The 25,895-nt window shown below is 68.7% G+C and carries 22 protein-coding genes; 6 read left to right on the forward strand and 16 right to left on the reverse strand.

Annotated features, from left to right (window positions below; translation table 11 throughout):
- Window positions 1–109 precede the first annotated feature (109 nt).
- Window positions 110–709 carry a TetR/AcrR family transcriptional regulator gene (locus G7B67_RS01440; protein ID WP_166206650.1) on the reverse strand — a complete coding sequence of 200 codons (600 nt, stop codon included), beginning with the start codon at window positions 707–709 and terminating at the stop codon, window positions 110–112.
- Between the two features lie 236 nt (window positions 710–945).
- On the opposite strand from G7B67_RS01440, the gene G7B67_RS01445 reads away from it, so the two are divergent.
- Window positions 946–3,444, forward strand: a complete 2,499-nt coding sequence (locus tag G7B67_RS01445; RefSeq protein WP_166206652.1) for an acyl-CoA dehydrogenase — start codon at window positions 946–948, stop codon at window positions 3,442–3,444.
- A 157-nt stretch (window positions 3,445–3,601) separates the two neighbouring features.
- Here G7B67_RS01445 and G7B67_RS01450 read toward each other — a convergent pair whose 3' ends face one another.
- The 5 genes from G7B67_RS01450 to G7B67_RS01470 all read right to left on the reverse strand — a co-directional run bounded on the left by G7B67_RS01450 (window position 3,602) and on the right by G7B67_RS01470 (window position 7,943).
- Complete coding sequence (locus G7B67_RS01450) at window positions 3,602–4,516, reverse strand: DUF4097 family beta strand repeat-containing protein (protein WP_166206654.1); 915 nt, start codon at window positions 4,514–4,516, stop codon at window positions 3,602–3,604.
- Window positions 4,517–4,554: 38 nt separating this feature from the next.
- A complete protein-coding gene (locus G7B67_RS01455; RefSeq protein ID WP_166206656.1) occupies window positions 4,555–5,067 on the reverse strand; it encodes a hypothetical protein in 513 nt (170 codons plus the stop codon).
- On the reverse strand, window positions 5,064–5,654 hold the full coding sequence (locus G7B67_RS01460) for an RNA polymerase sigma factor (RefSeq protein ID WP_166206658.1): 591 nt from the start codon (window positions 5,652–5,654) through the stop codon (window positions 5,064–5,066). The genes G7B67_RS01455 and G7B67_RS01460 overlap by 4 nt, the downstream gene beginning before the upstream one ends.
- A 62-nt stretch (window positions 5,655–5,716) precedes the next feature.
- The gene (locus G7B67_RS01465) at window positions 5,717–6,598 is read right to left on the reverse strand and encodes a metallophosphoesterase (RefSeq protein WP_207780844.1); all 882 of its coding nucleotides are present in this window, start codon (window positions 6,596–6,598) and stop codon (window positions 5,717–5,719) included.
- A gap of 22 nt (window positions 6,599–6,620) precedes the next feature.
- Window positions 6,621–7,943 carry a Xaa-Pro dipeptidase gene (locus G7B67_RS01470; protein WP_166206662.1) on the reverse strand — a complete coding sequence of 441 codons (1,323 nt, stop codon included), beginning with the start codon at window positions 7,941–7,943 and terminating at the stop codon, window positions 6,621–6,623.
- Between the two features lie 139 nt (window positions 7,944–8,082).
- Between G7B67_RS01470 and G7B67_RS01475 the strand changes: the two genes are divergently transcribed.
- Window positions 8,083–9,678 (forward strand): GMC family oxidoreductase, encoded by a 1,596-nt coding sequence (locus G7B67_RS01475; RefSeq protein WP_166206664.1) that lies wholly within the window; start codon window positions 8,083–8,085, stop codon window positions 9,676–9,678.
- A 62-nt stretch (window positions 9,679–9,740) separates the two neighbouring features.
- Here G7B67_RS01475 and G7B67_RS01480 read toward each other — a convergent pair whose 3' ends face one another.
- Together G7B67_RS01480 and G7B67_RS01485 are read right to left on the reverse strand one after the other, a co-directional pair.
- A complete protein-coding gene (locus tag G7B67_RS01480) occupies window positions 9,741–11,657 on the reverse strand; it encodes a M48 family metallopeptidase (protein WP_166206666.1) in 1,917 nt (638 codons plus the stop codon).
- Window positions 11,658–11,830: 173 nt separating this feature from the next.
- Window positions 11,831–12,427: a LemA family protein gene (locus G7B67_RS01485; protein ID WP_166206668.1), complete on the reverse strand. Its 597-nt coding sequence runs from the start codon at window positions 12,425–12,427 to the stop codon at window positions 11,831–11,833.
- 84 nt (window positions 12,428–12,511) lie between these two features.
- Between G7B67_RS01485 and G7B67_RS01490 the strand changes: the two genes are divergently transcribed.
- Window positions 12,512–13,939 carry a serine hydrolase domain-containing protein gene (locus G7B67_RS01490; protein ID WP_166206671.1) on the forward strand — a complete coding sequence of 476 codons (1,428 nt, stop codon included), beginning with the start codon at window positions 12,512–12,514 and terminating at the stop codon, window positions 13,937–13,939.
- A 424-nt stretch (window positions 13,940–14,363) separates the two neighbouring features.
- On the opposite strand, the gene G7B67_RS13595 is transcribed toward G7B67_RS01490, so the two are convergent.
- From G7B67_RS13595 to G7B67_RS01525, 7 genes are all read right to left on the reverse strand, one after another.
- A complete protein-coding gene (locus tag G7B67_RS13595) occupies window positions 14,364–14,828 on the reverse strand; it encodes a hypothetical protein (protein WP_166206674.1) in 465 nt (154 codons plus the stop codon).
- Window positions 14,829–15,597: 769 nt separating this feature from the next.
- Window positions 15,598–16,947 (reverse strand): aminomethyl-transferring glycine dehydrogenase subunit GcvPA, encoded by a 1,350-nt coding sequence (gcvPA, locus tag G7B67_RS01500; protein WP_166206677.1) that lies wholly within the window; start codon window positions 16,945–16,947, stop codon window positions 15,598–15,600.
- An 88-nt stretch (window positions 16,948–17,035) separates the two neighbouring features.
- Window positions 17,036–17,431 (reverse strand): glycine cleavage system protein GcvH, encoded by a 396-nt coding sequence (gene gcvH, locus G7B67_RS01505; RefSeq protein WP_166206679.1) that lies wholly within the window; start codon window positions 17,429–17,431, stop codon window positions 17,036–17,038.
- 85 nt (window positions 17,432–17,516) lie between these two features.
- Window positions 17,517–18,617 (reverse strand): glycine cleavage system aminomethyltransferase GcvT, encoded by a 1,101-nt coding sequence (gene gcvT / locus G7B67_RS01510; RefSeq protein ID WP_166206682.1) that lies wholly within the window; start codon window positions 18,615–18,617, stop codon window positions 17,517–17,519.
- Between the two features lie 274 nt (window positions 18,618–18,891).
- Window positions 18,892–19,320 (reverse strand): NfeD family protein, encoded by a 429-nt coding sequence (locus G7B67_RS01515; protein WP_166206685.1) that lies wholly within the window; start codon window positions 19,318–19,320, stop codon window positions 18,892–18,894.
- Window positions 19,321–19,323: 3 nt separating this feature from the next.
- A complete protein-coding gene (locus tag G7B67_RS01520; RefSeq protein ID WP_166206688.1) occupies window positions 19,324–20,286 on the reverse strand; it encodes an SPFH domain-containing protein in 963 nt (320 codons plus the stop codon).
- 117 nt (window positions 20,287–20,403) lie between these two features.
- Entirely contained in the window at window positions 20,404–21,372 is a 969-nt protein-coding gene (locus G7B67_RS01525; RefSeq protein ID WP_166206691.1) for an aldo/keto reductase, read from the reverse strand.
- A gap of 288 nt (window positions 21,373–21,660) precedes the next feature.
- Between G7B67_RS01525 and G7B67_RS01530 the strand changes: the two genes are divergently transcribed.
- The 3 genes from G7B67_RS01530 (at window position 21,661) to dusB (ending at window position 24,671) form a co-directional block, all read left to right on the forward strand.
- Window positions 21,661–22,236 carry a TMEM165/GDT1 family protein gene (locus G7B67_RS01530; protein ID WP_166206693.1) on the forward strand — a complete coding sequence of 192 codons (576 nt, stop codon included), beginning with the start codon at window positions 21,661–21,663 and terminating at the stop codon, window positions 22,234–22,236.
- A 115-nt stretch (window positions 22,237–22,351) separates the two neighbouring features.
- Window positions 22,352–23,488: a GGDEF domain-containing protein gene (locus tag G7B67_RS01535; RefSeq protein ID WP_166206696.1), complete on the forward strand. Its 1,137-nt coding sequence runs from the start codon at window positions 22,352–22,354 to the stop codon at window positions 23,486–23,488.
- Between the two features lie 184 nt (window positions 23,489–23,672).
- A complete protein-coding gene (gene dusB, locus G7B67_RS01540) occupies window positions 23,673–24,671 on the forward strand; it encodes a tRNA dihydrouridine synthase DusB (protein ID WP_166206699.1) in 999 nt (332 codons plus the stop codon).
- Here the strand turns inward: dusB and G7B67_RS01545 are convergent.
- The gene (locus G7B67_RS01545) at window positions 24,617–25,678 is read right to left on the reverse strand and encodes a metal-dependent hydrolase (RefSeq protein WP_166206702.1); all 1,062 of its coding nucleotides are present in this window, start codon (window positions 25,676–25,678) and stop codon (window positions 24,617–24,619) included. The two genes, dusB and G7B67_RS01545, sit on opposite strands and share 55 nt — an antisense overlap.
- Window positions 25,679–25,895: the final 217 nt, after the last annotated feature.

Genomic DNA, 25,895 nt, shown 5'->3' on the forward strand with positions numbered 1-25,895 from the left:
ATCGTCCAGTGCCTTGTGCGGCGCCGGTGTGGACGCACCGTCCGGGAGTGTGACTGCGTTCAAGACCAGGTCCTCATTGCTTGGTGTTTGTTGCGGCCGGGCGATCCGCTCATGGTGCGGGGATCAGCGTGGCCATGACGTGTCCGACGTAGTCCTCGAACTCGTCGTGCTGCATCCGTGGCTGGTGCAGCTGGTTGAGTTGCAGGAAGCCGACATAGGCGGCGTACGCCAGCCGCGCGCGATGCTGCGCCTCGACCCGGCCCAGCCCGGCCTGCCGCAGCGAGGCGGTCAGGTAGTCCAGGCGACGGCCGGAGACGCGCTCGATGACCGGCTTCACGGTCGGGTGGTCGAGCGCCTTGAGCAGCTCGCAATAGATGATGTGCGACCGCGCCTCGTGGGCGACGACCTGGAACAGCGCCCGCAGGCGCTCGCGCGGCTCGGGGACGGCTTCGACCGAGCCGAAGACCTGCTCCTGCTCCACCCGCTCCCAGCGCTCCAGCGCCGCCTGCAGGAGGGCGTCGCGCGAGGGGAAATGCCAGTAGAAGCTGCCCTTGGTCACGCCGAGGCGGCGGGCCAGCGGCTCGACCGCGACGGCGGCGACGCCCTGCTCGGCGATCACGTCGAGCGCGCCCTGGGCCCAGTCCTCGGCACTGAGCCGTGCGCCGCGCTCGGGGGCCTTCGCCACGGGGACTATGGTCGCACCGGTCATCGAAACAGTGTATCCATACGCTGGCGTCAGGAACAGTATGTGACTGCGCCGCAAGGCAATTGACAGGCCGCGAGCAGGCTATCCATACTTTGGCGTATGGTAACGTGCTGAACCCGGGATCGCCAGCCCGGGCCACACGCAGAGCCGCTTTCGACTGCCGCGCCGCCGGGGCAAACGCACCGCGGCAGCGGCTCGGCCAGCCAGCGCACATTGCAGATCACCATCGGAGTCACAGCATGAGCATCGTCCTGCCCTTCCTCGTCCTGCTGCTGGCCGGCGCGGTCGCGGCCTACCATCGCCTGCGGCTGGCCGTCTGGGTCGCGATGAGCGCGGTGCTGCTGGTGGGATGCTGGCTGTTCGGCGCCAGCCACGTGGCGGTCGCCATCGCCGCCGTGCTGCTCGCGCTGGTCGCGATCCCGCTGCTGGTACCTGCGATCCGCAAGCCGCTGATCACCGCGCCCCTGCTGAAGTTCTACACCCGCATCCTGCCGCCGCTGTCGGACACCGAGCGCACCGCGCTGGAGTCGGGCACGGTGGGTTTCGAAGGCGAACTGTTCTCCGGCAAGCCCGACTGGCAGCAACTGCTGTCGCAGCCCAAGCCCGAGCTCACCGCCGAGGAGCAGGCCTTCCTCGACGGCCCCTGCGAAGCGCTGTGCCGGATGAGCGACGACTGGGACATCACCCATGTGCGCGCCGACCTGCCGCCGGAGCTCTGGGACTTCATGAAGCGCAACAAATTCTTCGGGCTGAACATCCCGAAGGAATACGGTGGCCTGGGCTTCACCGCGCTGATGAACCACAAGGTGATCCAGAAGCTGTCGTCGATCTCGTCGACCGTCAGCACCACGGTCGGGGTGCCGAACTCGCTGGGACCCGCCGAACTGCTGATGCATTACGGCACCGAGGAGCAGAAGCTGCATTACCTGCCGCGCCTGGCCGACGGCCGCGAAGTGCCGTGCTTCGCATTGACCGGTCCGTTCGCCGGTTCCGATGCGACCTCCATCCCCGACTACGGCATCGTCGGCATGGGCGAGTGGGGCGGCGCGCAGGTGCTCGGTATCCGCCTGACCCTCAACAAGCGCTACATCACCCTGGCCCCGGTGGCGACGCTGATCGGCGTGGCCTTCCGCATGTACGACCCGGACGGCCTGCTCGGCGACAGGAAGGACATCGGCATTTCACTCGCACTGGTGCCGCGCGAGACGCCGGGGCTGGACATCGGGCGCCGGCACTTCCCGCTCAACAATCCGTTCCAGAACGGCCCGATCCATGGCGACGGCGTGTTCGTGCCGCTGTCGCAGCTGATCGGCGGCGAGGATTACGCCGGCCGCGGCTGGCAGATGCTGATGGAATGCCTGTCGATCGGGCGCTCGATCACCCTGCCCTCCATCGCCAGCGGTGGCTCGAAGATGGCCGCGTGCGTGACCGGCGCCTACGCGCGCATCCGCAAGCAGTTCGGCCTGTCGGTCGGGCGTTTCGAAGGCGTCGAGGAAGCGCTCGCGCGCATCGGCGGCAAGGCCTACGCGATCAGCGCGCTGGCGCAGGCAACCGCCGCGGCGGTGACGCGCGGCGAGAATCCGGCGGTGCCGTCGACGATCGCCAAGTACCACTGCACCGAGATGGGCCGCGAAGTGCTGCGCGACGCGATGGACATCCATGGCGGCAAGGGCATCATCCTGGGGCCGCGAAATTACCTGGGTCGCGGCTGGCAGGCGCTGCCGATCAGCATCACGGTCGAAGGCGCGAACATCATGACCCGCAGCCTGATGATCTTCGGCCAGGGCGCGATCCTCTGCCATCCGTGGGTCATGAAGGAAATGAAGGCCGCGCAGCTGGAAGATCCGCGCGAGCGAATCGATGCCTTCGACCGCAATCTGTTCGGGCACATCGGTTTCGCGATCTCCAATGCGGTGCGCGCATTCTGGTTCGGGCTCACCGGCACGTTGATCGGCACGGCGCCGGGCGACGCCTATACGCGCCGCTTCTATCGCAAGCTCGATCGCTATTCGGCCGCGCTGGCGGTGATGGCCGATACCTCGATGCTGATGCTGGGCGGCAAGCTCAAGTTCAAGGAGTCACTGTCCGGGCGCCTGGGCGACGTGCTCAGCCAGCTCTACATCGCCAGCGCGATGCTCAAGCGCTACCAGGACGAAGGCAATCCGGTCGGCGACCAGCCGCTGCTGGCGTGGGCCTTCCACGACAGCATCAACAAGATCGAGACCGCGCTGTCCGGGGCGCTGCGCAACTTTCCGATCCGTCCAGTCGGTTGGCTGCTGTGGCTGCTGGTGTTCCCGCTCGGCCGGCGTGCGCAGGCGCCGAGCGATCGCCTGGGCCATCGCACCGCCGCGATCCTCATGACGCCATGCGACGCACGCGCGCGGCTGGCGGCGGGCGTCTTCCTCACGCCCTGCGACAACAATCCGGCCGGTCGTGTCGACGCCTACCTGCCCAGGGTGATCCAGGCCGAGCCGGTGGAGCGCAAGTTCCTCAAGGCGCTGAAGAACAACGACATCCAGGCGCTGGACTTCGACGCCCAGCTCGACGAGGCCGTGCGCGAAGGCTGGATCAGTGCCGCGGAGGGCGTGCAGTTGCAGGAGTTGCGTGCGATGACGGTCGACGCGATCTCGGTGGACGACTTCGCGTCGTGGGAACTGCGTGGCGCGGCGTATTACGGGGATTTCAGCGAGCGTGCACCCAGCGACACGATGCGCCAGCACGATCGCGCCCTCGCCTGACCGTCGAACGCCACGCCAGGTCGTGGTGAAAGCGCTTCCGCAGGGCCGGCTTCAACCGCGGATTCCAACCCCGGCGTCGTCAGTCGGCGACGCCAGGAACCGCTCGGCCTCCCTCGCTGGTGCCATTCCGACGCGGCGTGAGGAAGACCTGTGCGTCCTAGCGCAGCTCCAGGGTCGCGTCGCCTGAAAAAGTCTCCATGCGGACATCGCCGGCACCGCTGCCGTAGCGCTGCTCGAAACTGGAGCCCGGACCGAATTCCTCCTTGCGGATTTTCGCCCCGGAAGCCCTGAGCTCTCCGCTGAAGCTTTTTCCGGTCACCCGGGCCGACAGGTTGGCCGGCATCCGCAGCAGGACATCGCCGCTGACGGTCTCGGAGCGGATTTCGCCGCCTTCGGCCAGGCCGACGGCGAGCACGGTGTCTCCGGAAACCGTCCCGGTCGACAGCCGCCGCAGGCGACCACCCAGGCTGTCGATGGACAATTTCCCCGACACCGTCTCACCATGGACCTCGCCCGCCAGGCGACCCTTGAGGATGGTGTCGCCGCTGACAGTCTCAACCCGGACGTCATCGCTGTTGAGCGTCAGTTGCAGGTCCCCGCTCACGCTGTCGATATCCGCATGTCCTGGAGCGGCCGCGGCGACCACATTGCCACTGACCGTCTCGATGCCGATCTCCCGTGACGCCATGCCATCGATATCGATGTCAGCCGACACCGAGTCGATATCCAGGCTTGCGCGCAACGGAACCTGTAGTTTCAACAGCGTCGGTCCGGTGCGATCGCCGCGCCAGGCGCCGATCTGCTTGGGATATTGCACGCGCACGACGAGGTCGTCGCTCCCGCCTTCGATCACGAGTTTTTCGACCCCGTCGCCGAGGGATCCGCTGATGTGGACTTCGTTGCGGTCCCATGCGCGGACTTCGATGCGGCCCTTGAGGTTGTCGATCTGCACCTTGCCCTGCGCGTCGAGCGGGCGCGTCCGGTCGATGGGCGTGGCCGCGAACAGCAGCGGGCTGGCGACGCAGGCGCAGAGTGCCAGGGCAAGGGAAGTGATCTGGTGTCGGCGTTGCATGGTGGGCTCCTTGCCATCGCGAGCGATGGCTGTGGTTGTCAGGTGAGCGCGGCGCGCTGGGTGAGTTCCAGGCGCATGGCATAGGTGCGACGCAGGCGGTCGAGCAGGAAGCGCGCGTCCGGATCCTGCTGCAGCGCGCGGCGGATCTGCGCGGCGCTGTCGTCGAGCTCGTGCAACGCGGGATCGCCCTCGACGCTGGCTGGCGCGCTGCGCGCGATGACCTGCAATGCGCCCTGGTATTCGCGCGTCATCGCCTGCGCTTCGTGCGTGATCAGTTGCGCCCGTGCGTCGGCGGGACGCGATGGCTGCCACTGCCAGGCGGCTCCGAGCGCCAGCAGGCAGGAGGCGGCGATCGCCCACGGCACCACGCGCCGGCTGCGACGCCCGGGCCAGGGCGTGCGAGTCGGCCGTGCGTCGCCCGCAATCGACGCCGCGATCGCCGGCCACAGATCGTGCTCGGGCATGCGGTCGGCGCGCAACCGGCGCAGTGCGCCGAGCAGGGCCTCTTCACCGGAATCCGTCGTCAACCCATCGTCATCGATGTCGCTCATGCCTCGCCTCCCAGTCGCGCCCGCAGCAGGCCGCGTGCGCGATGCAACTGTGCTTTCGAACTACCGACCGCCATGCCGAGCGCCTCGGCGATCTCCTCGTGTTTCCAGCCTTCGACGTCGTAGAGCACCAGCACCGCGCGCGCCCGTGACGGCAGCGTCGCCACCGCGCGCTCCAGGTCCAGCGACAATGCAGTTGCGTGGCCGGCCGAGTCGGGGGTGCCGATGTCATCCAGGCCACCATCGCCGTCGGACTGCGGCCGGCTGCGGCGCGCGCGCAGTTCCATCAAGGCCGTGTTTGCCGCCAGCCGGTGCAGCCAGGTGCCGAAGGCGCTCTCGAAGCGGTATCCCGGCAATGCCTGCCAAGCCCGCACGAACGTTTCCTGGGTCAGGTCCTCGGCCCGCGCGCCATGGTGTCCAACCAGCCTGGCGATGACGCCGTGCACGCGGCCGGCATGGCGGCGGTACAACGCCTCGAACGCCGCCACCTCGCCGCGCGCGGCGGAACGCGCGAGCCCCTGGTCGATATCGACCGGCGGTGCGGCGCACGGGGACTCGAGCGGACAGTCGGTCACGGTGGCGGTGAGCATAGCCAGTCGGATGCCGGGACGCGCCGCAGGGTTTAAGGCGGCCGGGTCCTCGGACGCGGCGATCACTGCGCCGACGCAGGCGGGCCTTTGGAGCGCAGGGTCAGGCGCGAGATTTCCGGTGGAACGCGGAACCGGAACGGCAGGATGCTGGTCCCGATCCCCGGGGTCACGAACAACTGCCGCCCCTGGTCGAAGATCGGTCCGGCGATGTAATGCCCGAAGCGCACCGAAGGTTGCCCGGGCAGCAGGTTGACCTGCCCGCCATGGGTATGCCCGGCGATGACCAGCGACGCGCGCGCCGGCATCCGCGGGAAGAGGTCCGGGTTGTGGGTGATCGCGATCACCGGCGCGTCGTCGTCGACGCCGGCGAAGGCATGGCGGATGTCGGGATGGCCTTCCCACAGGTCGCCCACGCCGACCAGCCACAGGCGGCACTGTCCCAGCGTGATTTCCGTCGCCTGGTTCTCCAGCACGGTCACGCCGACCGACTGCAGCGCGCGACGCACGCGACGGCCGTTCTTCCACCAGTCGTGGTTGCCCAGCACGGCATACACGCGCTTGTGCGTGAGCAGCGGCTTGAGGTGCGCGGCGACCACTTCGGGCGGTACGTACTTGCCCAGCAGGACCTTCAGGATCACGTAGTCGCCGGCCATGATGACCACGTCGCTGTCGCTGGCCGACAGCTGCCGCACCACGCGGTCGAGTTTGTCGACGCCGTTGCGCGGCGAGCCGGTATGGATGTCCGCCACCACGTCGGCGCGCAGGCCATCGCACTGCGCCGGCCACCGCTTGAGCGCGATGCTGTAGTCGCGTTCGACCAGACGGCCGGGCTCCCAGACGAACCCCCAGGCCAGGAACACGAAGGTGGCGGCCGTGACCAGCCACGCCAGCCGCTTGATGAGCCGGCGACGCCGGCGATCGCGATGCGCGCGGTCGGCGGGCACGCTCATCCGGCGCAGGTGCCGCTCATGGCTGCAGCGCGCGCACCACGCGCCCGCCCTTCATCACGAAGGCCACGTGCTCGAGCACGCCCACATCGGCGAGCGGATCGCCGTCGACCGCGACCATGTCGGCGTAATACCCCGGCTTCAGGCTGCCGACCTTGTCGCTCCAGCCCAGCAGGTCGGCGGCGTTGATCGTGGCCGAACGGATCGCCTGCAGCGGGGTCATGCCCCACTCGACTTCCTTCGCGAACTGCTTGCCATTCCAGCCGTGCGGATAGACGCCGGCATCGGTGGCGAAGGCCATCTTCTCGCCGGCCTGCACCGCCTTGCGGAAGTTCTCGCGCTGCACGCGGCCGACCAGCTTTTCCTTCTCGATCTGCGCCTGCGGGACGCCGAGCTTGGCGTATTCGGACAGGATGTAGTCGTCGTTGTAGATGTCGAAGTCGAGGTAGGTGCCGCGCTGCTTCGCCATCTTCAGGCCCTCGGCGTCGATGAAGCTGCAATGCTCGACCGAATCGACGCCGGCGCGGATCGCCATCTTGATCGCCTCGGTGCCGTGCGCGTGCGCTGCGACCTTGCGGCCCCAGCGATGCGCCTCGTCGACGATCGCGTCCATCTCCGCCTGCGAGTACTGCGGCGCACCCACCGAAGTCTCGTTGCTCAGCACGCCAGCGCTGGCCATGAACTTGATGACGTCGGCGCCGCGCTTGACGTTCTCGCGCACGCGCTCGCGGACGGCGTCGACGCCGTTGGCCACGCCGGTCACGCCGTGGAATTCGATGTTGGGAGCGAAGCCGGTGGTCTCGTCGACGTGGCTACCGGTGGAACCGATCGGTACCGTCGCCACCAGCATGCGCGGGCCTTCGACCAGGCCACGGTTGATCGCGTTGCGCAGTGCCACGTCGATGTATTCCGGCGCGCCGACATTGCGCACGGTGGTGAAGCCGGCGTCGAGCGTGCGTTTGGCAAAGGTCGGCGCCATCACCGCCGCATCCATCGGGCCCGCCGTCAGCGCATCCTGGTAGTAGTTGCCGGTGCTGGTGGTCGGGTCGCCGGTCAGGTGCACGTGCACGTCGATCAGGCCCGGCAGCAGGGTGGCGTTGCCCAGCTCGACGACCGCCGCTCCGGCCGGCGCGCCGCCACCGGAGGTCACCGAGACGATCTTGTCGCCTTCGACCAGCACCCAGGGATCGTCCAGCACCCGGCCGCTGTCGACGTCGAGCAGGTGCGCGGCATGCACCGCGGTCCGTGCCGGTGCCGTCGGCGCGGCGTCGGCGGCATGGACGCGGGTGGCGACGGCCGTCGACAGCGACAGCACGGTGGCGAGCAGGAAGGCAGGACGCATCGGGATATCCTCGGGAAGCCGGCGTCATGATGGCATGCAGGCCGGCGTGGACCGGCAGGGCCGCGGCGGATCCGCGAACCGGCGCACGCGCCGTGCCATGACGACGCAGGCCGCTGCACGCGGAGGGACGAGGGGACGCATGTACGACTACATCATCATCGGCGCCGGCTCCGCCGGCTGCGTGCTCGCCAACCGGCTCAGCGCGGATCCGTCGAACCGGGTGCTGCTGCTCGAGGCCGGCCCGCGCGACCGCCATCCCTTCATCCACATGCCGGCAGGCCTGGCGAAGCTGGCAGGCAATACGCGCCTCAACTGGAACTACAGCACCGCGCCGGAACCGCATCTGGACGGGCGGACGCTGTGGTGGCCGCGCGGCAAGGTCCTCGGTGGATCGAGCTCGATCAACGCGATGTGCTACGTGCGCGGCGTCGCCGGCGATTACGACGACTGGGCCGCGCACGGCGCCAGCGGATGGGACTGGGCGTCGGTGCTGCCCTACTTCCGGCGCGCCGAGGCCAACGCGCGAGGCGCCGACGCGCTGCATGGCGGCGATGGCCCGCTGTCGGTCTCGGAGCTGCGCCACGTCAACGTGCTGTCGGACGCCTTCGTCACCGCCGGCGGGCAGGCCGGATACGCTCGCAACGACGACTTCAACGGCCCGCGCCAGACGGGCTTCGGCCTGTACCAGGTGACGCAGCGCGACGGCGCCCGCTGCTCGGCGGCGGTCGCTTACCTGCGCCCTGCGCAGGCGCGTGCGAACCTTACGGTCCGCAGCGGGGCGCTGGTGTCGGGGATCACGTTCGAGGGCAGCGGCTCCGGCCGCCGTGCCGGCGGCGTCATGTACTCGGTACGCGGCAAGGCGTTCCACCCGCAGGCCGCGCGCGAAGTGCTGCTGTGCGGCGGCGCGATCAATTCACCGCAGCTGTTGATGCTGTCGGGCATCGGCGAGGCGACGGCATTGCGGCGGCTCGACATCGACGTGGTGGCCGACCTGCCGGGCGTCGGCGCCAACCTGCAGGACCACCTGGACATCAGCACCGTGCGGCATTGCACGCAGGCGGTGACCTATGACCGGCTGAGCGATCTGCGCGTGGCCTTCGACTATTTCCTCCGCGGCCACCGCGGGCCCGGCACCAGCAATATCGCCGAGGCCGGCGCCTTCGTGCGCTCGCCGCTGGCGCCGGATGCGCGCGCGGACATCCAGCTGCACTTCATCCCCGCCATGCTCGACGACCATGGAAGGCACCGCCTGCAAGGCGACGGCTATACCGTGCATGCCTGCTTCCTGCGTCCGCGCAGCCGTGGCCGCATCACGTTGACGAGCAGCCGTGCGGGCGACAAGCCGCGGATCGAAGCCAACTACCTGGGGGATGCGGAAGGCTTCGACCTGCGGATGGCGCTCGAATGCGCCAGGGTTTCGCGCGAGGTGCTGGCGCAACCCGCATTCGACGCCTATCGCGGTGCGCCGATCTTCCCCGCGCGCGACGACCTCGACGACGACGGCCTTGTCGCCTTCATCCGCGCCAAGGCCGAGACCGTGTACCACCCGGTGGGCAGCTGCCGCATGGGCAACGACGAAGCCGCAGTCGTCGACCCGCAGCTGCGCGTGCGTGGTGTCGCCGGGCTGCGGGTGGTGGATGCCTCGGTGATGCCGACGCTTCCCGGGGGCAATACCAACGCGCCGACGATCATGATTGCCGAGCGTGTGGCCGACCTGATCCTGGCCGACGCGTGATCCAAACGTTCGACAACACCTGGGCCGTGTGCGTGCCCACGCCAGTCGCCGACCACCGCTGCTCAGGCAGCGCGTTCCAGCATCGGCGGCAGCGGGCAATGCAGCACGCCGCAGATCGTGCGCAGCAGTTCCGACTCGGCGACCGTGATCCGGTTGTCGTGGCTGACGGTGGCGGTGATCGCCTCGATCAGCGCCTGTTTCGCCAGCGGATCCAGGTCGTCCAGCGGCCCCCAGACCGCATCCAGCACCAGCGGGCCGCCTTCGCGCGGGCGGTACGGCAGGTAGTCGCTGGGCAGCACCCGCTGTACGCCCGACAGGTAGGCGCGCTGCGCGTCCTGCGGGCTGTCGTTGCCCGCCTGCGCGACCACGCACAGCAGCGTCGCGATCTCGCTGCGCGCGTTGGCAATCTTCGTGCGGCCGAAGCGCACGTGCCGCGCGGGATCCAGCGACTCGCGCACCTGCGACTGCAGCAGCCGGCCCAGGCAGTATTCGAACAGCGACACCTGGCCGTCGGCGTGCACCACCGCCTCCACCGTGTCCATGAACGTGTCCAGTTCCGGCCGCGGCCGCAGTCGCAGCACGGGGAAGGCGAGCGCGGCCAGCGGCAGGCGCAGCATCGGGTGGAGTTCTTCGATCAGCCGCTGGTGCAGCGAGGCGGCCTGGTCGGCGACGGCGGCGCCCAGGCGCGCGGAGATTTCGGTGCGCTGGGCGGCTGCAATTGCGGCATCGTCGTCCAACAGCAGGCCCAGCAGCAGCGCCATCACCTGTTCGCGCTGCGCCGCCAGTGCGCGCAGGCTGTCGGGGATGGTCGACACGATCGCATCGGCGCGACGGTAATCGTCCGCCGCCGGCTGCGCGACCTGCGCCACCACCATCGGTGGGGTGACGTTGAACTGGTCGCCGGCGCCGGGCAGGCGCGCGCTGCTGCCGCCATCCAGGCCCAGGCGCGTGTCCTCGGCCAGGCCATCGGGCGGCGTGGCGAGCCATTTGCGCTGCAGCGCATCGAGTTCGTCGGCGCGGAAGCTGGGCTCCAGCGCCTGGATGCGCTGCAGCAGCGGCGGATGGGTGGCGAACAGGCCGGAGAAACCGACGCCATCGCCGAACAGCATGTGGCTGGCTTCCTCGGCATCGGCACGGTCGTTGAGCTGCGAGCCCTCGGCGATGCCGCCGATCTTCTTCAGCGCGCCGGCCAGTCCCTGGGTCTGGCGGGTGAACTGCACCGCCGACGCGTCGGCCAGCGACTCGCGCGTGCGGCTCACGCCGGCCTTGATCATGCGTGCGAAGAACAGGCCGATGTAACCGACGATCATCGCCACCAGTGCCGCGACCAGGATCGCCGCGGCGCCGCGGCTGTCGCGCCCGCGGCCGCCGAACTGCAGCACCTTGCGGCCGATGATGGCGAGCATGAGGATGCCGAACAGGATCCCCATCAGGCGGATGTTGAGCCGCATGTCGCCGTTGAGGATGTGGCTGAACTCGTGCGCGATCACGCCCTGCAGTTCATCGCGGTTGAGCCGGTCGAGCGCGCCGCGCGTCACCGCGACCACGGCGTCGGAAGGCGAATAGCCCGCCGCGAACGCATTGATGGCGGTCTCCTGCTCGAGCACGTAGATCTTCGGCACCGGCACGCCGGAGGCGATCGCGATCTCCTCGACGACATTGCGCAGCCGGCGCAGGTTGAAGTCGGTCGTGCCTTCGGGCACCGGCACCCCGCCGAACTGCAGGGCGACCGGTTCGCCGCCGCCGCGCAGGGTGGCGATGCGGTACATCGAGCCCAGGCCGATGATCGCCAGCGTCGCGAAGGTGCTGAACACCAGCAGCGCCGCGGGACTGCCGGAGTCACGCGCGGTGGCGGCGCCAAAGGCGATCCACACCGCGAAATCCACCGCCAGCACGATGCCGGCGACCGCAAGGCCGAACAGCACGACAAGACGCGTCGATGCGCGACGGGCAGCGGCCTGGTGTTCGAAGAAATTCATGGGGTATTAGCTCCTCCCTTCTCCCCGCGGGAGAAGGTGCCGAAGGCGGATGAGGGCGGCGGAGCGATGCGAATCGAGCAACTGCTTGCTGGGAGGTTCGTCGAGAATCCATGGCCCCGTCGCTTCGCCGCGCCTCACCCCAACCCCTCTCCCGATGGGAGAGGGGCTTGATGTCAGAACTGCACCTTCGGCGCCGCCCGTACCTGCGCCTGGTCGGCGGCGGGGATTTCCAGCAGCGCCGCGGGCGTGAACTGGAACATGCCGGCGACGACGCTCGACGGAAACACTTCACGTCGATTGTTGTAGGCCATCACCGAATCGTTGAAGGCCTGGCGGGCGAAGGCGACCTTGTTCTCGGTGGAGGTCAGCTCCTCGGACAGCTGCATCATGTTCTGGTTGGCCTTGAGGTCCGGGTAGGCCTCGGCGACCGCCATCAGGCGACCCAGCGCCCCATTCAGCATGCCCTGCGAGCTGGCCAGTTCGGCCATCGCGGAGGGATCGCCCGGATTTGCCTTGGCGACCGACAGCCCGGACATCGCGGCGCTGCGGGCGGCGATTACGGCCTCGAGCGTCTCGCGCTCGTGCTTGATGTAGCCCTTGGCGGTTTCCACCAGGTTGGGGATCAGGTCGAAGCGGCGCTGCAGCTGCACGTCGATCTGGGCGAAGGCATTTTTATAGGCGTTGCGACCGGTGACCAGGCCGTTGTACATGCCGACGATCCAGAACCCCAGCACAACCACAATTACCAACAGGATCAAAAGCGTGACCATGGTTCTTCCCCTTGTTCATGCACTACCGAAAACAGACGCTATGATCCCTGTCTGCAGCAGCAGCATACGCAGGGGGCAGCGCCGATGAAAGACGGCACCGCGCGGCACTACGAGGGGAATCATCGGGCCCGGCACCTGGGCAGCGTGAGGCTGGCGACGCTTGCGTTGCTGCTTCCCCTGGCGCTGGGCTCCACCGCCCAGACCAGCCTGCCTTGGCCCACCGCCGACCACCAGGTCGCCAGCGTGACGGCTCCGACGCCCGCCGCCACCACGCCCGCGAGCGCGCAGGTCCCGGCCAGCGCGCAACAGATCGCCTATGTTCCGCCGCCGCGGCAGGTGATGCCACTGGCGGCGGGTTTCGACGTGCATCAGTTCGAAGCCATCGCCCAGGCCCTGGTCGCCAACCAGCGCGTGCCCGGCCTGGCCATGGCGATCGTCAAGGACGGCCGCATCCTCAGCGCGCGCGGCTATGGCGTCACCGACGTGCAGGCCGCCGAGCCGATCGACGCGCACACCGTCTTCCGGCTGGCTTCATTGTCGAAGGCGTTCGCGGGCACCGTCACCGGCCTGCTGGTGTCCGACGGCACCCTGCGCTGGGACAGCCGCATGATCAACTACATGCCCTCGCTGCGCTTTTCCGAACCGGGCGCCGCCGAGCAGTTGACGGTCGCCGACGTGCTCAGCCATCGCGATGGCCTCACCCGCAATACCTACGACCGCGATCTGGAAGCCAACGTCGACTACCGCACGCTGGTGCAACGGTTGGCATACGCGCCGATGGCCTGCCATCCGGGCGAGTGCTATGCCTACCAGAACATCGCCTTCAGCCTGATCGGCGACGCCATCCAGGCCACGACCGGCCACAGCTACGGCGACAACGTCGCCAACCGCCTGTTCAAACCGCTCGGCATGACCGACGCCAGCACCGGCCTGGCCGGGATCGAGAACAGCGCGCGCTGGGCGAAACCCCACGTCCGCGGCGGTGGTGGCTGGGTGTCGGTGATGCCCAAGCCAAGCTATTACGAAGTGCTGCCGGCCGCGGGCGTCAACGCCAGCATCAGCGACATGGCGCAATGGCTGATCGCGCAGAGCGGCCATCGCCCCGACGTGCTGTCGCCGTCGCTGCTGGCGACGCTGCACGCACCGGTGATCGACACGCCCAGCGAAATGCACGGCTCATCCTGGCGCGGCGAGCGGCTCAATGCCGCGGGTTACGCGCTGGGCTGGCGCGTGTACGACTACGCCGGCCATCGGGTGGTGTTCCATGGCGGCGCGGTGCAGGGTTATCGCGCGGTGATCGCACTGCTGCCCGAACGCGACCTGGGCGTGGCCATCCTTTGGAACAGCGAAAGCGCGCTGCCCAGCGGCATGATGCCGACGATCCTGGACAGTGCCCTGGGGTTGACCCCGCACTGGCTGGACGACGATACGCTGGGCGACAGCTACTACGCGCGTGCTTCGGACGATGCGCCGGGGACGGATTCGTCGACGGCGGATGCGAAGCCGCGGTAAGGACTGTCCGGGTCGTCATCCGGTGACGGACGGAATCCGGTCGGCTTCCGCTGGTTCCCGCGGAAGCCGGTACCCGGTGACTTCCCGCCTGTGTGCCGGCCTGGTGAAAGTCGCAACCAGCACCTGCTCTGCGAGAGGCCGCGCACGTGCTGGTCGTCGCTCCGGACCGTGACCGCTCCGGAGTGGGCACCCCGCCGACTTTCGGCATGAGGGTGCGCGTGATGCCGGACATCGCCATGCCTTCGCTCGTCATTCCGGCTCTCGCCGGGACGACGAGAAAACGCTGATCCCCGTTTTCGTCAGGGCGGGGCGCGCTCGCGACTGACAGCCGGCCTGATACTCCTTCCCCAGCCCACAAATAAAAACTCCCCCTCCGCCTGGGCGTGCGGAGGAGGAGCTTCAGGTACGGCTTATCGGGGATTGCTTACATCATCGGCGCCGGCGCCGAAGGCATGGCCACGGGGGCCGCCTTACGCTTCGCCGGACGCTTGGCCTTCTTCGCAGCAGGCTTCTTGGCGGCCTTCTTTGCGGTCTTCTTGGCAGTCTTCTTCGCAGCCTTCTTCGCAGGACGCTTGGTCGCCTTCTTGGCGGTCTTCTTCGCTGCGGACTTGCGTGCGGTCTTCTTCGCGGTCTTCTTGGCCGGACGCTTCGCTGCCTTGCGGGCGGTCTTCCGGGTGGTCTTCTTCGCGGCCTTCTTGGCCGGACGGCGCTTGGCGGCCGTCTTCTTGGTCGCCTTCTTGGCGGTCTTGCGCGCAGTCTTCTTCGCGGCCGGCTTCTTGGCGGCGGACTTGCGTGCGGTCTTCTTCGCGGTCTTCTTGGCCGCCGGTTTCTTGGCGGCTTTCTTCGTCGCCTTCTTGGCGGACTTCTTGGCAGCTTTCTTCATGGCCATGGAATGGCTCCTCGTCAGTTGACTTTCGGGTACTGCAGCCCAGTGCAAAACAGCATCGCGGGTATCGGACCCGCGACCAACCGCCGACGCGCAAGGCGCGCCGGGACGGATTCGTGTTGCCGGGCGCCACCGCGCCGGCAATAAAAAACCTGCATCGCCAAGCGGTGCAGGTCGGTGTTCTGGAAGGAGCGGAAGCCTTTCGCGGGGGAGATGCTGCCCGCGTCCACCTTTTGGAAGTTCAGGGCGGAGGGCTTCGTTGTGCTGCTCGTTGTCCGGGTTGTTCGACTCACTCTCTTCCGCAGGTCGCGTCTGCTGGGCGAAACCTAATCACGGTTTTTTCAGGTGTCAACACTTCCAGGCAATTATTTTCGTCCGGCCGGACGCGTCCCGGCGGCCCCGAAGCACGGCGCGAGCGCGATGCTCGCGCGCGATCACGGATGCCCGATCGCATCGCGCACATTCCACGTACCAGCAAAGCGCTTTTTTAAAGCGCTTTTTTTTCGCGCGGGGCATCGGGCGCCGTTGCACCACGGTGCGCGTGCAATGCGTGCGCGGCAGCCGGCGCGGCCGCCATCGGCCGGATCCGGCGTCGAAAATAATTTGCTCCGAAGGGTCGGATTTTCGCGTCGCACAAACCGATTTGCGCGGAATTGCGCAAGCGATCGGCGCCGCTCCGCCACCGTCGCGCACCTCGGCGCGCAGATCGCGGGCAATGAAAAACCCGCGATGTCGCCATCGCGGGTTCGGTTGGACGACGCGATGCCGGTGGCTACGCCAGCGCTTTGGCGAGCGCGCCGGCGAACGCGTCCAGGTCTTCGACGCGCTTGGTTTCCGTGGTGCAGACCAGCAGCGCATCGTCGAAGCCGGGGAAGTCCTCGCCCAGCGAAACACCGGCGACGATCCGGCGCGCGGCGAGCGCTTCGATCACGTCGGCGGCGGGTCTGGGCAGCCTCAACGCCAGTTCGTGAAAGTGGACGCGGCCGCCGAACAGCGGCTCGACGCCGGGGATTTTCAACAGGCGTTCACGCAGCGCGCGCAGGTTGTTGGCCGACGCAGCTGCGACTTTCGCCAGCCCGTCCGGACCGAGCAGCGACATGTAGATCGTCGCCGCCGTCACCAGCAGGCCCTGGTTGGTGCAGATGTTGGACGTCGCCTTGGCCCGGCGGATGTGCTGTTCGCGCGCCTGCAGGGTCAGGGTGAAACCGCCCTTGCCGTCGAGGTCGGTGGTGCGCCCGACGATGCGCCCGGGCAGGTTGCGCACCAGCTCCTTCTTGCAGGCGAGGAAGCCGAAGTACGGGCCGCCCGAGGACAGCGGCACGCCCAGCGGCTGGCCGTCGCCACAGGTGATGTCGGCGCCGGTAGCACCCCATGCGCCCGGGGCCTTGAGCATCGCCAGCGACATCGGGTTGACCACCGCGATCACCAGCATGCCGCGCGCGTGGGCGGCGTCGGTCAGCGCGTCGACATCCTCGAGCACCCCGAAGAAATTCGGCTGCGGGACGATCAGCGCGGTGAACTCGCCTTCGACCGAGGAGAGCGAGGCCGGATCGAGCGAGCCGCCGGGGCACGGGAGCGTCACCACTTCGATGTCCTGCAGGCCGACGATCGACTGCACCGTCTTGCGGTAGGCCGGATGCAGCGACTCGGGCACCAGCACCCGGCGCGGTCCTTTCTTCGCGCTGCGCTCGGCCATCAGCACCGCCTCGGCCACGGCGGTGGCGCCGTCGTACATGGAGGCGTTGCTGATGTCCATGCCGGTCAGGCGGGTCATCATCGTCTGGTATTCGTAGATCAGCTGCAGCGTGCCCTGGCTTGCCTCGGCCTGGTACGGCGTGTAGGCCGAATAGAACTCGCCGCGGCCGACGATCTGCCAGATCGCCGCCGGGATGTGGTGCTCGTAGGCGCCGGCGCCGGCGAAGTTGAGCACCGCCTCGTCCTGCTTCGCGCGCCCGCGCATCAGCCGGACGACGTCCATTTCCGACAGGCCCTCGGGCACCTTCGCCAGCGACTGCACCTTCAGCGCGGCGGGAATCTCGTCGAACAGCGCCTCGATGTCGGGCGCGCCGATCGCGGCGAGCATCTCGTGGACGTCGGATTCGGTGTGGGGAATGAAGGGCATGCGACTTCCACCTGCGGGTATTGGACTGTGACAGCGGAAAATGACACCGGCCGCGCGTGGCGGCCGGTCGGGTTCGGAGCGGTGCGGCTTAGTGGTCTTCGTCTTCGAGCAGCTCGGCGTAGGCGTCCGGGTCGAGCAGTTCGTTGAGCTGTTCGGGTTCCTCGGCCTCGATCACGAAGATCCAGCCGTCGCCGTAGGCGTCTTCGTTGATCGTCTCGGGCTTGTCCGACAGTGCGGCATTGACCTCGACGACCTTGCCGGTCACCGGGCTGTAGACGTCCGACGCAGCCTTCACCGACTCGACCACCGCGCACGCGTTACCGGCTTCGACGCGGTCGCCGACGGTCGGCAGTTCGACATAGACCAGGTCGCCAAGCAGCCCCTGGGCGTGGTCGGAAATGCCGATGGTGACCTTGCCGTCGCCTTCGACGCGGGCCCACTCATGGGACTTCAGGAACTTCAGGTCGCCGGGGATCTCGCTCATCGTGGGGCTCCGTGCAGTGGCCAGGCCGGGTCGGGCAGGTCGATGGAAAGGATGCCTAGTCTAGCGAAGCAGGGGCAGCGCGGGATCACATCCCGTCCTGCGGCTTGCCGTCGCGGACGAAGGGGAACTTGACCACGCGGACCGGGACTTCGCGGCCGCGGATGTCGACGCGCACGTCGCCCGGCGCGCCGGCCGGGACGCGCGCGAACGCGATCGCCTTGCCCAGCGTCGGCGAGAACGTGCCGGAGAGGATCTCGCCCTCGCCGTTGGCGGTGAGGACCTTCTGGCCGTGGCGCAGGACGCCTTTCTCGTCCATCACCAGGCCGATCAGCTGCCGCGGCGCGCCCGCGGACTTCTGGCGCTCCAGTACCTCGCGGCCGGTGAACGCCCGGCCTTCGTCCAGCGCAACGGTCCATGCCAGCCCGGCTTCATAAGGCGTGACCGTCTCGTCCATGTCCTGGCCGTAGAGGTTCATGCCCGCTTCCAGACGCAAGGTGTCGCGCGCGCCCAGGCCGGCGGGCTTGACGCCGGCGGCGAGCAGCGCGTCCCACAGCGCCACCGCCCTGGCTTCCGGCACGACGATCTCGAAGCCGTCCTCGCCGGTGTAGCCGGTGCGGGCGACGAACAGCGACGTGCCGTCCCTGGCCTTCACTTCGGCGGCGGCGAACTTGCCCAGCTTGCCGGCCGCCTGCGCGCCGTCGGCGTCGAGCAGGCCGAGCACGCGCTCGCGCGCGGTCGGGCCCTGCACGGCGATCATGCCGAAGTCGCTGCGTTCGGCGACCGTGACGTCGAAGGCCCCGGCCTGCGAACGGATCCACGCCAGGTCCTTCTCGCGGGTGGCGGCGTTGACCACCAGGCGGAAGAAGTCCTCGGACAGGTAATAGACGATCAGGTCGTCGATGACCCCGCCCTGTGCGTTGAGCATCGTCGTGTACAGCGCCTTGCCCGGGACCTTGAGCTTGTCGACCGAGTTGGCGACCAGCCGGCGCAGGAACTCGCGCACGCGCGCACCGGTGAGATCGACGACGGTCATGTGCGAAACGTCGAACATGCCGGCGTCCCGCCGCACGAGGTGATGTTCCTCGACCTGCGAGCCGTAGTGCAGCGGCATGTCCCAGCCGCCGAAGTCGACCATCTTGGCGCCGAGCGCGCGATGGCTGTCGTTGAGGATGGTCTTGCTGGTCATGGGCCGCGCGACTCGACGTGGAAGCCGCACATTATCGCCTGTCCGTCCGGCGCCCGCAGGCACGCGCCTGAACATCGCGCGCCGCCGCACGCGAAAGTGCGCAGTGCGTAGCCCGGGTAAGCGCAGCGCACCCGGGGGCTTTGCCCGCGCGCTGGCACATCCCGGATGCGGCCTTCGGCCTTATCCGGGCTGCGGGTTCATCAGCATGGGCGACACGGGCTCGTCGTTCCCCCCGGTGCGGCCTTCGGCCTTCTCCGGGCTACCGTGGCTCGCATCAGGCCGGTTCGACCCGCAGGGTCGTGCCATCGGCGCCGACGACCCGCACTGCGGCGCCGGCCGGCAGTTCCGGGCCTTCGACATCCCATAGCGCATCGGCGATCTGCACCCGTCCGCGGCCGTTGACGATCGCCCGCTCCAGCGGCACCACGCGCCCGACCAGTTGCGCCACGCGCCGGTTGAGCAGCGGCTGGTCGCTGCGGGTGCCGCGTCCGCGGAACCAGGTGCGGTAGACCTGGATCGACACCAGCCCCAGCACCACGAACAGCCCCACCTGCGCCAGCAGCGGCATGGGCAGCAGCAGGACGATCACGAAGGTGACGGCTGCGGCCAGCCCCAGCCACAGCATGAACGCCCCCGGCGCGAGGACTTCGGCCGCGAACAGCAGCAGCGCCGCCACCGCCCAGGCGAACACGTCCCAGCGCATGGCTCAGCCCCCCTGGCGCGGCGCCGGCGACGGCGCGACCACGCGCGCAGGCTGGCGCTCCATCGCCTCGCGCGCGAGTTCGGCGATGCCGCCGAGCGATCCGATCACGCCGGCCGACTCCATCGGCATCATCACGAACTTCTGGTTGGGAGCTTCGGCCAGCGACTTGAAGGCCTCGATGTACTTCTGCGCGACGAAGTAGTTGATCGCCTGCACGTTGCCGCCGGAAATCGCGTCGGACACCAACTGCGTCGCCTTGGCCTCGGCGCCGGCCAGGCGTTCGCGCGCCTCGGCCTGGCGGAATGCGGCTTCCTTGTTGCCTTCGGCTTCCAGGATCGTCGACTGCTTCTCGCCCTCGGCCTTGAGGATCGCCGCCTGGCGGAAGCCCTCGGCCTCGAGGATGTTGGCGCGCTTCTCGCGCTCGGCCTTCATCTGCCGCGCCATCGCCTCGATCAGGTCGCGCGGCGGCGCGATGTCCTTGAGCTCGATGCGGTTGACCTTGATGCCCCAGGGGTGCGTCGCCTGGTCGACCGCGACCAGCACCTTGGTGTTGATCTCGTCGCGCTTGGACAGCGACTCGTCCAGGTCCATCGAACCGATCGCGGTACGGATGTTGGTCATGACGAGATTCAGGATCGCGATCTCGAGCGTCGCCACTTCGTACGCCGCCTTGGCCGCATCGAGCACCTGGAAGAAGACGATGCCGTCGACCTTGACCACCGCGTTGTCCTTGGTGATCACGTCCTGGCTGGGCACTTCCAGCACCTGTTCCATCATGTTGATCTTGCGGCCGATGCCCTGGTAGATCGGCATCAGGAAATGCAGCCCCGGCGACAACGTGTGGGTGTACTTGCCGAAGGCTTCCACCGTCCACTCGTAGCCCTGCGGCACCATGCGCACCGCCTTGGACACGATCACCACGAACACCACCAGCAACACCATCGCCAGCAACGAGCCACTGAACATCGCGCATCTCCCCGGTTATCGGGACCGAGTATAGGCGCGCAGGGCGCTGGACCGCTCCGGCCGAACCCGCCCTTCCCCCGCGGCCGCCTTCGGCGCGCCGCGCCAGGCGGCGTCCGCTCAACGCGTGACTGCTTCGATCCGCGCCCAGGTATCGGCGTCGATCCGCGCCCCGGCCTCGAGCGCGTCGAGGTTCTGCAGCAGCTGTTCCAGCTTCGTCGCGCCCAGCAATACCGAGGTCACGTGCGGGTTGCCCAGGCACCAGGCGATCGCCAGCGTCGCCGGCGGGATCCGTAGCTCGGCGGCGATCATGGTGAACGCGCGCGCGCGCTGCAGGCGGGTGGACTGCGGATCGAGCACGCTGCGCCGCAGCCAGTCGTTGCCCTTCTGCGCCAGCCGCGAATCGGCGGGAATGCTGTCGTTGTACTTGCCGGTCAACAGGCCCGACGCCAGCGGCGACCAGGTGGTGGTACCCATGCCGAAACGCGCGTAGAGATCGGCGTACTCGACCTCGACCCGCTCGCGGTGCAGCAGGTTGTATTCGGGCTGCTCCATCGCCGGCGGATACAGCCCGTTCTCGGCGGCGAACGCATGCGCCTGCACGATGAGTTCGGCCGGCCACTCCGAGGTGCCCCAGTACAGCACCTTGCCCTGCCGGATCAGGGCATCCATCGCCAGCACGGTTTCGGCCACCGGCGTGTCCGGATCGGGCCGATGGCAGTAATACAGGTCCAGGTAATCGACGCGCAGACGCCGGAGGGCGCCATGGCAGGCGTCGAAGACATGCTTGCGCGACAGCCCCTTCTGGGTTGGCCGCGGCTCGGCCACCGAGCCGAAGAAGACCTTGCTGGACACGCACCAGCCGTCGCGCGGCAACCGCAGGTCGGCGAGCACGTCGCCCATGACGCGCTCGGCCTCGCCACGGGCATAGACCTCGGCGTTGTCGAAGAAATTGACGCCGTGGTCCCAGGCGGCGGCGATCAGTTCGCGCGCGAGACTGCGACCGACGGTGGTGCCGAAGGTGACCCAGGCGCCGAAGGACAACGCGGACAGCTGCAGGCCGGACGCGCCCATGCGGCGGTATTCCATCGGTGGCTCCTTCGGCGGCGGGTGCGGCGCGCCAGTGTAGCGACCGCGACGCAGCGGCCGGTACAATGGCGATTCCCTCCTCCGGGGAGTAGTCCACCCGTCGCCCGCGCGGCGGGGACGCGCGTCAACACACTTGGCCTGCAGGCCATGGCGCGCGTGGGGCAGCGCACAGGCGATCGCATCGTCGGTGTCGTTCCGGGCAAGACCGAAGGCAGGCAGCGCGCACCCGGGCCGGGCGGCGTCGCTGTCCGCTTTCGCGTCCACCGTTCGCCTGGCCCGGAGTGTTCGATGGACATTGCTTCCTTCAGCCCGGCGCTGGTCTCCGCGGGCACCGTCGCGCTGGCCGAGATCGGCGACAAGACGCAGCTGCTCGCCCTGGTGCTGGCCGCGCGCTTCCGCAAGCCGGTGCCGATCGTTGCCGGCATCCTGGTCGCGACGCTGCTCAACCACGCCCTTGCCGGCTGGCTGGGAACGCTGGTGGCCCACTGGCTCACGCCGCAGGTGTTGCGCTGGGTGGTCGCGGGCAGCTTCCTGGCGATCGCGCTGTGGTCGCTCAAGCCGGACACGTTGGACGAAGACACGCCGGTGTCGGCGCATGGCGCGCTGATGGCGACGGTGGTGGCGTTCTTCCTGGCCGAGATCGGCGACAAGACCCAGGTGGCGACGGTGTTGCTGGCGGCCAATTACTCGCCGCTGTGGCAGGTGGTCGCCGGGACCACCATCGGCATGCTGCTGGCCAACGTCCCGGTCGTCATCCTCGGCGCGCGCTTTGCCCACCGCCTGCCGCTGCGGGCGGCACGGACGGCCGCGGCGTTGCTGTTCCTGGCCTTGGCCGCCTGGGTGGCCTGGCACGGCGTGCGCTGAAGCTGGCGCGCGGGTCGCGCCCGCGGCCCTGCCCCTGCATCCCGCGCCGGGCTTGCGTGGCGCGGCCGCGACCGCGGCGGATATGCTGCAACCCGGGACCTGTCGGGAAGGCACATTGCGCAAATCGACGCCATGGCTTGGCGATGTGCTGGCGACGCTGTTCGCGCAGCCCGATGAAGTCATGCTCGAACTGGGGGCCGGTGGCGAACTGCTGGTGGCGCGCATCCGCGCCCTGCTGTCCGCGATCTGCCTGCTGCTGCCGCTGACCAGTGCGATCGCGGGCGCGCCGATCAGCGAAACCCTGATCGGGCTGGCGGCGGCGGTGTTCATCAACATCATGGCGCAACTGTGGCTCGCGCTGGCCCGCAACCCCCGCGCGCACGGCTGGTTGCCGTTCGCCACCAGCACCTACGACATCACCACCACCACCGCCGTGCTGGTGCTGCTGGCGCTGGGCGATCGCGCGTCGGGCCTCAACAGCCTGGTGATCTGGGGCTTCTACCCGATCAGCATCGTCATGACCGCGCTGCGCAACGACGGCCGGCTGACGCTGTTCGTGACCAGCCTGGCGATCGTGCAGTACGCGATGCTGGTGGTCGCGATCATCGCCTCGGCGCACACGCCAGAACAACTGGTGTCGGTGGATTACGGCACGGTGTCGATGGCCAGCCAGATCGAACGCGTGGTTCTGTTGCTGCTCACCGGGATGCTGACGACGACGATCGTCTATCGCATCCAGCGCCTGGTGGAGCTGTCGGGGCGCGACGGCCTCACCGGTCTGCCCAACCGCCTGTGGCTGCTGCAGCAGATGCCGCGGATGTTCGATGCCGCGCGCGCCAGCGGCCAGTCGCTGACCCTGGCGCTGGTCGACCTGGACCGCTTCCGCCGCATCAACGAAGAGATCGGTGCGCGCGACGGCGACCGCGCGCTGCGCCAGACCGCGGCGCTGATGGCGGAAATCCTCGACGCCCGCGAGCACCTGGTGCGCATCGGCGGCCAGGAGTTCGTGCTGCTGCTGCAATGCCCGATCGGCAGCGGCTGGGAGCGCCTGGACCGGCTGCGGCGCGCGGTCGCCGAACGCCCGTTCCTGCCGGAAGTCGGCGGCGAACCCTTGCGCATCACCTTCAGCGCCGGCCTCGTCGCCTGGCCGCAGGACGGCGCCGACCTGTCGGGCCTGCTGCGCGGCGCCGACCGCCGCCTGCAGCAGGCCAAGCGCGACGGCTGCAACCGGGTGATCGCCCGCGACGTATAGGCGCAGGGCCGGAATACCCCGGCGGCCCAACCGGGCCTCGTCGATGCCATGGCGCGCAACCCACGCGCACGCCAGGCGAAGGCGCGCTCGCGCATCGCTACCTGCTGCCTGCTGCCTGCTGCCTGCTGCCTGCTGCCTGCTGCCTGCGCTCTGCTGGCCGCTGGACCCGCCTTAAACTAGGCCCATGCGCATCGGCCCCCATTCCATCGTGCCCAAGGTCGTCCTCGCGCCGATGGCGGGCGTGACCGACAAGCCGTTCCGGTTGCTGTGCAAGCGGCTGGGTGCCGGGCTTGCGGTGTCGGAAATGACCACCAGCGACCCGCGCTTCTGGAACACCGACAAATCCCGGCGTCGCATGGACCACGCCGGCGAACCGGACCCGGTCAGCGTGCAGATCGCCGGGACGGTGCCCGCAATCCTCGCCGATGCGGCCAGGTACAACGTGGACCACGGCGCGCAGCTGATCGATATCAACATGGGCTGCCCGGCGAAGAAGGTCTGCAATGCCTGGGCGGGCTCGGCGCTGATGCGCGACGAAGCGCTGGTGGGGCGCATCCTCGACGCCGTCGTGCGCGCCGTCGACGTGCCGGTGACGCTGAAGATCCGCACCGGCTGGGAAGCCGCCCACCGCAATGCGCCGAGCATCGCGCGGATCGCGCAAGCCTCCGGGATCGCCGCGCTAGCGGTGCATGGCCGTACCCGCGACCAGCAGTACGGCGGCGTTGCCGAATACGACACCATCGCCGCGATCAAGGCCGAACTCTCGATCCCCGTGATCGCCAACGGCGACATCGACTCGCCACGGAAGGCCGCCGAGGTCCTGCGCCTGACCGGCTGCGACGCGGTGATGATCGGCCGCGCCGCACAGGGGCGACCCTGGATCTTCCGCGAGGTCGCGCATTACCTGGCCACCGAAACCCTGCTACCGGAGCCGACGCTAAAGGAAGTGCGCGACGTGCTGCTCGCGCACCTGAGGCACCTGCACGACTTCTACGGCGAACAGTCCGGCGTGCGCATCGCGCGCAAGCACCTGGGGTGGTATGCGAAGGACCGGCCGGAACACCTTGCCTTCCGCGCCATCGTCAATTGCGCCGACAGCGCGCAGGCACAGGTGCGCCTGACCCAGGATTACTTCGATGCGCTGGTCGCCGGCGTCGTCCCGGAGCTGCCGGTGGCGGCGTGATCCAGTGCGCGCAGCAGCCGCTGCCATAGCGCCCTGGCCAACGGCCGGTAATCGACATCGAACAGGCTGGGCATGTGCGGCGGATTGATCGCCTGCCAGCCATCCGCGCCGCGCGTGGCAACATCGAAGCGGAAAGGGAAGTCCGGCGCCCTGCCCATGCGCAGGTCGACGATCGTCAACGTTCCGCCGTGGACCTGCACCTGTTCGAAGCCGTGGTTGAACCACGCCAGCCGACGCACCGCAGGAACCCCGCGGACGTCCGCCAAGGCCCGGGTATCCGATGGATAGGCGACGAACCGCATCGGTGCGTTCGGATCGCGAAGCGAGCGCTGGCCTTCGACAAAGCCGGCCGGGGTCATCGCGATGACCCGCCAGCGCACGGTGTTCATCGTCGCCGGCGCCGAGAACCGCGGTGCATCGCCAAGGCCCATCGTCGCCAATGCCTGGTCCGCGTCCCGCTCGACGAGCGCCTTGGCCGCCAGCGACCAGCCAACGTAAGCCACGCCCAGCGCGATGCCCGCCAACAGGGCACGCTGCGCCACCACCTGGCTGCGCGCACGCCAGGCGACCACGCATGCCACCAGCCACGGCAGGGTGAACAGTGGATCGATGATGTCCAGGCTCGACCACATCACCGGTCGCATCGGCAGCGGCCAGAACAACTGCGTGCCGTAACTGGTGAATGCGTCGAACAGCGGATGCGCCATCAGGCACGCGAACATCCCCCACCACCAGCGAACCGGCGACCGCGCCACGCGCCCGCCGCGCGAGCGGAAGAACCACCAAAGGATCGCGGCCACCAGCGGCAGTACCAGCCACGAGTGCGATGCGCTGCGATGCCAGGTCATCCGCACCACCGGGTTGTCGCTGAACGCCAACAGCAGCACGTCCAGGTCCGGCAGCGTGTTGAGGGCGGCGCCTGCCAGCAGCGCTGCACGCCGGTCCCGCGCCGGGGCGATGGCGGCGACGATGGCGCCACCGAGGAAAAGATGGGTGATGGAATCCATCGCGCCAGTCTAAAGGCCGCGGCCCGGCTGCGCGCTTTGCTTGTCGGCAGGCATTCCACACGGAGGCACGTTGCAGTTTCGCGCCTGGAGGTGCTCGATTCGAACGCCGCGCGGCGCCCGGGAGCATCCAGCCCGGGAACGGCGCCGCCCGGGGACCACCCGTGACCAGGCCCTCCGTCCGCTTAACCCCCGCTCGCGCACAATGCGCCGGCGCCGC

Source organism: Cognatiluteimonas telluris (genome assembly GCF_011320095.1).
Lineage (GTDB): Bacteria > Pseudomonadota > Gammaproteobacteria > Xanthomonadales > Xanthomonadaceae > Cognatiluteimonas > Cognatiluteimonas telluris.